The organism is Brooklawnia sp. (assembly GCF_032229645.1).
Classification (GTDB): Bacteria; Actinomycetota; Actinomycetes; order Propionibacteriales; family Propionibacteriaceae; genus Brooklawnia.
In genome coordinates this window covers 2,623-7,703 of sequence record NZ_JAVTWX010000040.1, presented here as the reverse complement: position 1 = coordinate 7,703, position 5,081 = coordinate 2,623, and the positions used below count along the sequence as shown (strand labels likewise).

The 5,081-nt window shown below is 64.0% G+C and carries 7 protein-coding genes; all 7 read left to right on the top strand.

Annotated elements, in window-relative coordinates; genetic code table 11:
• On the top strand, positions 1 to 440 hold a 440-nt coding region (locus AAFP05_RS02360; protein WP_341728249.1), incomplete at its 5' end, for a diol dehydratase small subunit.
• A gap of 20 nt (positions 441 to 460) precedes the next feature.
• Complete coding sequence (locus tag AAFP05_RS02355; RefSeq protein ID WP_341728248.1) at positions 461 to 2,281, top strand: diol dehydratase reactivase subunit alpha; 1,821 nt, start codon at positions 461 to 463, stop codon at positions 2,279 to 2,281.
• On the top strand, positions 2,274 to 2,633 hold the full coding sequence (locus AAFP05_RS02350; protein WP_341728247.1) for a glycerol dehydratase reactivase beta/small subunit family protein: 360 nt from the start codon (positions 2,274 to 2,276) through the stop codon (positions 2,631 to 2,633). The genes AAFP05_RS02355 and AAFP05_RS02350 overlap by 8 nt, the downstream gene beginning before the upstream one ends.
• A gap of 13 nt (positions 2,634 to 2,646) precedes the next feature.
• The gene (locus tag AAFP05_RS02345; RefSeq protein WP_341728246.1) at positions 2,647 to 3,246 is read left to right on the top strand and encodes a BMC domain-containing protein; all 600 of its coding nucleotides are present in this window, start codon (positions 2,647 to 2,649) and stop codon (positions 3,244 to 3,246) included.
• A gap of 28 nt (positions 3,247 to 3,274) precedes the next feature.
• A complete protein-coding gene (locus AAFP05_RS02340; RefSeq protein ID WP_341728245.1) occupies positions 3,275 to 3,553 on the top strand; it encodes a BMC domain-containing protein in 279 nt (92 codons plus the stop codon).
• 2 nt (positions 3,554 to 3,555) lie between these two features.
• Positions 3,556 to 4,224, top strand: coding sequence for a phosphate propanoyltransferase (gene pduL, locus AAFP05_RS02335; RefSeq protein WP_341728244.1), 669 nt, complete (start codon positions 3,556 to 3,558; stop codon positions 4,222 to 4,224).
• 12 nt (positions 4,225 to 4,236) lie between these two features.
• On the top strand, positions 4,237 to 5,081 hold an 845-nt coding region (locus tag AAFP05_RS02330; protein ID WP_341728243.1), incomplete at its 3' end, for a flavoprotein.

Here is a 5,081-nt window from a genome sequence, read left to right as displayed (position 1 = left end):
CCGCCGCAGGGCAGGCATCGGGTGCTACGAAGGTCGACGCCAGCAGCTACCCGCTCGGTGAGAAGATCCCGGACGAGATCAAGTCGGCGTCCGGCAAGAAGCTCTCCGAGTTCACCTTCGAGAAGGTACGCAGCGGCGAGCTGGGAGCAGCCGATTTCCGTATCGCTCCCGAGACCTTGCAGATGCAGGCCCAGGTTGCCGAGTCGGTCGACCGGGATTCGCTCGGACGCAACATGCGTCGCGCTGCCGAACTGATCAAGGTGCCCGACGACGAGTTGCTCGATATCTACAACGCGCTGCGTCCGTACCGCTCGACCAAGGCCGAACTAAACGCCATCGCCGACAAGATCGAAAAGGACTACGGCTGCGTGGTGAACGCGAAGTTCATTCGCGAAGCGGCCGATGTCTATGAGAAGCGCGGACGCCTGAAGAGCGAGTGAGTGGGGCTTCGGAGAATCTCATGGCATTGATTGCTGGCATCGACATCGGAAATGCGACCACCGAGGTTGCTTTAGCAGAGGTCCTGACGCATGGTGAGCCCCGGTTCGTCGCATCGTCGATCGTGCCCACCACGGGCATCAAGGGCACTCCGCAGAACACGCAGGGCATCTTCCAGTCGCTGAGTGTCGCCCTGGAGACCAGCGGGCGCAACCTCGAGGACCTTGAGCGCATCCGGATCAATCAGGCGGCACCGGTCATCGGTGACGTCGCCATGGAGACCATCTCCGAAACCATCATCACCGAATCCACCATGATCGGTCACAACCCCGGCACCCCTGGAGGTCTGGGTACCGGGGTTGGGACCACGATCCCGATCGATGACCTCGGCACGGCCGAAGCGGGCGCACCGGTCATCGTCGTCGCAGATAAGTCTCACACTTTCAACCAGGTGGCGGCCTGCATCAACCGGGCCGCCTCCCGGCTGGACATCACCGGAGCCATCCTGCAGTCGGACGACGGCGTGCTCGTACACAACCGGCTCAATCACAAGATCCCGATCGTGGACGAGGTCCGCCTCATCGAGAAGGTACCGATCGGCATGCTGGCCGCCATCGAGGTGGCCGGGCCCGGACGCGTCATCGAGGCATTGTCGAACCCCTATGGCATTGCCACCATGTTCGGGCTGACCTCGGACGAAACCGCTTCGGTGGTGCCAATGGCCCGCGCCTTGGTGGGCAACCGTTCGGCGGTGGTCATCAAGACCCCGAAGGGCGATGTCACCGAACGCCGGATTCCTGCCGGAACGCTCACCTTCAACGGCGAGAAGCGCAAGGCGGAGGTTGACGTGGACCGCGGTGCGGACGAGATCATGCGGGTCGGCGGCACCGTCGGTCCGGTGGCCAATATCGAGGGCGAACCCGGAACCAACATCGGCGGCATGCTGGAGAAGGTCCGCACCGTGATGGGCCGACTGACCGACCGTGATCCCGCCGGGATCGAGGTCACCGATCTGCTCGCTGTGGACACCCAGGTACCTCAGCAGGTGACCGGTGGCTTGGCCGGCGAGTTCTCGCCGGAGTCGGCCGTCGGGATCGCCGCGATGGTGAAGGCCGACCATCTGCAGATGAAGCGAATCGCCGACGACATGACCCGGCAGTTCGGCGTTACGGTCGAGGTCGGTGGCGTGGAGGCCGATATGGCCGTCCGCGGCGCGTTGACCACGCCGGGCACCTCGGTGCCGATCGCGATCCTCGACATGGGCGCCGGTTCCACGGACGCATCGGTGCTGCGTGCCGATGGCACCGCGCATTCGATCCATCTGGCGGGCGCCGGCAATATGGTCACGCTGTTGATAAAGTCCGAACTCGGTCTGGACAGCGATGATCTCGCCGAAGACGTCAAGCGCTATCCGTTGGCCCGGGTGGAGACCCTCTTTCATATCCGCCATGAGGACGGCTCGGTGCAGTTCTTCGACACTGCCCTGCCGCCGCAGGTCTTTGCGCGAACTGTGGTGTTGACGCCCGGCGGTATGGTGCCGCTGCCGTTGAAGCAGCCGCTGGAAGTGATCCGCCAGGTCCGCGTCCGTGCCAAGCAGCGGGTCTTCGTGACGAACGCGATTCGTGCACTTGCCGCAGTCAGCCCGACAAATAACGTTCGCGACATCGCCCATGTGGTGATGGTCGGTGGTTCGTCCCTCGACTTCGAGATTCCGCAGCTGGTGACCAGGGCGCTCGCCGAATATCGGGTAGTGGCCGGACGAGGCAATATCCGTGGCACCGAAGGGCCCCGCAATGCGGTGGCCACCGGTCTGGTGCTGGCATGGGGTAACTCCCATGGGTGATCGTCCGGCCATCGGCCTGCTGGTGAACGAGCGCATCGGCGATGAGCAGCTTGCCTCGGTACTCAACGGCATCGAGGAAGAACAGGTGCCCGTCGAGTTGGAGCGCTCTGATGAGCTCAACCCGCTGGCGCTTGCGCACACCGCAGCTCAGCTCTCCCGGCTGGGCATCGGCATCGGGATAGCGCTCGACTTCATCGTGATCACCACCGAGAAGCTCCCTGCCGGCAGCCCCTACCTGGCGACGACGCTGAACCGCTCGGTCGCCTTGGACCGGGCCGCGGGAGCCGACGCAGCCCGGTTGGTCAAACGAATGCCCCTGATCGACCTCACCACACTTTCCAACGCGGACTGAAGGACTGATTGAGATGCTGAAGATGAGCCTCGGCAATATCGAGGTGTATGGACTTGCGGCAGCGCTGGAGGCCGCAGATGTGGCCACCAAGTCGGCCAACGTGAAGCTGATCGGCTACGAGGCCACCGACGGTTTGGGCATGGTGGCAGTGAAGATCGAGGGCGATGTTTCCGCCGTCCAGTCGGCGATCTCGGCGGCCAAAGCTGCGGCCGGACGGATCTCCAGGGTCTTTGCGAGCTCCGTCATCGCCCGGCCCAGCGAGCAGCTCGAATGCGTCGTCGACACCGACGCAACGGTCGGGCGCGGAGCCTCGCCGAGTGCAAGACCGCTCGAATCGAAGCCCCATCCGCGTGACCACAAGCCTGAGGACGCTCCGGTTGCCGAATCCGAGGCGCCAGCCGTCGTGGTAATCGCCGAGTCTGCCAAACCCGCTGAGCCCGCTGAGCCTGCCACGTCCACTGAGTCTGCCAAACCGGAAGAACCGGCAGCCGAGCCACAACCCGCTCCTCAGGCGGCCAAGTCGGGCGCCGCGACGTCGAGTGCTGCCGGCAACACCGCGGGAACGCGGCCTGCCCGCGCCAACCAGCGCAAGTCGAATACCACCTCAAAGTAACAAACCCACTAGGAGAGGAAGAAAGCTCATGGGAGATGCACTGGGTCTCATCGAAACCAAGGGATACATCGGAGCCATCGAGGCGGCCGACGCGATGGTCAAGGCGGCCAACGTCGTTCTGATCGGCTACCAGAAGATCGGTGCCGGCCTGGTGACCGTCATGGTCCGTGGCGATGTCGGTGCAGTGAAGGCTGCTGTCGATGCCGGCCGCGTTGCTGCCGATCGTGTCGGCGAAGAGGTCGTCAGCACTCACGTCATTCCGCGGCCGCACACCGACGTCGAATCGCTGCTGCCGAAGAGGGCCTGACGATGTCGCTGGATACCACCGCACTCGTAGACGAGATCACCCGCAAGGTCTGGGATCGTCTCGAGTGTCTGATGGACCCGAATCGGATCGTGCTCGGGGTTTCGAATCGCCACGTTCACCTGAACGAGGCCGATCTTGCGACCCTGTTCGGTATCGACGCACTGACCATCTTCCGCCAGGTTCGCCAGCCGAAGGAATTCGCGGCCGACCAGTTCGTAGCCGTTCATGGCCCGAAGGGTTCCTTCCCGAAGGTTCGGGCCATGGGCCCGTGCCGCGCGAAGAGCCAGGTAGAGCTCAGTCGCACCGACTGCTTCACCCTCGGCGTCAAGGCTCCGGTGACTCAGTCGGGCCATCTGGGAGCCGCCGGACCCATCGATATCGAGGGTCCGCTGGGCACCATTCATCTGGAGCATGGCGCCATGGTCGCTGCCAGGCACGTCCACCTCGGGCCCGCCGACGCGGCAGAACTCGGCGTGAAGGACCAGGACCTGGTGAAGTTCGCCTTCGGCGGGCAGCGCGGCGGCGTTCTGGACAACTTCATCGTCCGCGTGAAGTCGGACTGGGTACCCGAGATTCATCTGGACACCGACGAGGCCAACGCATTGGGCCTGGGGCACGGCGATTTCGGAAAGCTGATCCGCTATTTATCACCCCGCTCGGAGTCCCGATGACGGAATCAAGCCATGACTGAAGACGACCTGTTGACCATCATCCGGCAGGTCATCGCTGACCTCGCGACTCCGGCACCCCGCCGGGCACTCGTACTGTTCACCGGCGGACTCATCGGTTTCACCGATGCCATCGAGAGCCTGCGCAGGTTGAACGAAACCGGGGTGGCGCTCGACTGCATCCAGACCCAAAGCGCCGAGCGAATCTTGGACCAGAAGCTCATCGCATCGCTGGGGATGCGCGATGTGACCAAGAACTTGGTGACCGATCACGACATGCTGATCGCGCCCACCCTGACCTTGAACGTCGCGTCCAAGGTGGCCCACGGAATCGCCGATTGCCTGGCGAGCAATGTGGTCTCGGAGTATCTGCTGAGCAATCGGCCGGTGGTGGCTTCGAAGTCGCCTGTCTCCCCCGATTGTGCGGGCAAGAAGCAGTGGTACCCGGATATTCCCGACGGCTATGCCAAGATGATCCGCGGCAATCTGGCTGCACTGGAATCCTTCGGAGTTCATCTCACCGGGTCGGCGACGCTGTGTCGCACCGCGATCGCAGCGTTCGAGGAGCGCGACCGTCGGCAGAATGGACCGCTGCTCGCCGCTCTCGGCATGTCCAGGGCCGGGCTGACGAGCGTCCCGCCTGCGGCATCGGCATCAGCATCGCCGGCTGCTGCCGACCCGGTACGCGGGACCGCGTCGGTTGCTCCGTCGAGTTCGGTGCTGGTCTGCAATCAGCACCTGATCAGTCAGCAACTCGTCCAGCAACTGCCCGAGGGCACCGACCTGCGCATCTGCCCCAGTGCGGTTGTCACCGCGCTGGCGCGCGACATCGCATCCAGCCGTTCGATCCGGATCTCACG